The following is a 1,306-nucleotide window of genomic DNA, read 5'->3' on the forward strand; positions in this document are numbered from 1 at the left end:
GCGTTACGGGCCTTGGTCATTGTGTAGATAAATTCCGCCATGCCTACAAATCTAGTGGTTCGGGCGGGATAACTCACATTCCGTGAGCCCGGATCGGCCACTTAACGGCGTCCGAGGGTTCGGCTCAGTCCCGGACGCCCACGAGGCAGCCGCCGGAGGCCAGACCCGGCAGCACAGTGACGGTGACGGTGCCGGTGCGGATCTGGGCCACGATGCAGTCGCTGCCGTCGCGCACTCCGGCCTCGACGGCGTCGACAGCCAGGCCGGTGGGCGTCCGCCCGGCTGTGACTTCCACAGCGCCGGCCGGAATCCCTGCCTTAACCAACGACGCGCGGATGCCCGCCGTTTCGGGCTGACCGCCGGCGCGGATGGCGGCGTTCAGGACCGCCTCGACCGTGGACTTCATGGCGGATTCCCTGTCGGGTTTCAGGCCGGGTTTCGCCACCGGCGACGTCGTGGCTGCCGGTGCCGGCGACGCAGTGGCTGTCGGTGCCGGTGCCGGGGACGTTGCGGAAGGTGTCCCCTGAGAATCCGCGGCTTCAGAGGCCATGGCTCCGCTGCTGCCGGCCGGCGTCGCACAGGCGGAGGCCGAAAGCAGGAGCACCAAGGTTGCGGCGGCCGGAACGGCCCAGCCGCCGCGACGGGCGTCCCCTCCCGCGGTTCGGGTGGGGTCCGCCCGTCCCGCAGCGATCCTGGCGTGTTGCATCGGGCAATTCTGCCACGCGGCAGTGCCGCGTTCCGGCGTGCCGGTGCCCAGTCCCGGCGTCCACGGCGCTGCCCGCCGGTCTAGGGGATTCAGGCTGCGACCCCTTTCAGTTCTCCGGTTTCCTGGTCCACCTCCTCCTCCTCACCGCTCTCGTCATGGATGAAGGTCCCGTGGTCGTGGTGGTCGGCACCGTGGTCGCCGTCCCCGTCGTCGTCCCCTGGCTGGCTCTGCGGTCCGCCTCCGTCGCCGTCACCGCTACCGGGCGCGTCTGGGGAACCGGATCCGGCGGCCGCCTGGCTTCCGGCTGCGGCTGAGCGGGTGAAGTTGGCAGAGCCCCACATGAGGTCGTGGCCAACTGACTCCGCGTCAATTTCGGCGACGTGGTAGACCCTGCCGTCCTTCTCCCAGCTCCGCATCTTCAGCCTGCCAACCACGATGACCCGCTGGCCCTTCTTGATGCTGCAGCCAATGTTGCCGGCCAGCTGCCGGTATCCCTGGACGGTGAACCAGTTGGTGTTGCCATCCACCCAGGTGCTGGAGCCGCGGTCGTACCGGCGCTCGGTGGCGCCGAACCGGAAGGACGCCGTGGCCACGCCACCG

The 1,306-nt window shown here is 69.4% G+C and carries 2 protein-coding genes; both read right to left on the minus strand.

Going from position 1 to position 1,306, the window contains the following annotated elements; genetic code table 11:
- Positions 1-124 precede the first annotated feature (124 nt).
- Positions 125-406 (minus strand): hypothetical protein, encoded by a 282-nt coding sequence (locus LQV45_RS33185; RefSeq protein WP_230011958.1) that lies wholly within the window; start codon positions 404-406, stop codon positions 125-127.
- Between the two features lie 389 nt (positions 407-795).
- The coding region (locus LQV45_RS33190) for a single-stranded DNA-binding protein (protein ID WP_230011965.1) at positions 796-1,306 on the minus strand (511 nt) is incomplete at its 5' end.

The sequence above is a fragment of the Microbacterium sp. Bi128 genome (assembly GCF_918698205.1).

What these genes read in the sequence shown, in the direction of transcription:
- LQV45_RS33185 (WP_230011958.1), bottom strand. Translation starts at nt 406, where the DNA reads ATGAAGTCCACGGTCGAGGCGGTCCTGAACGCCGCCATCCGCGCCGGC.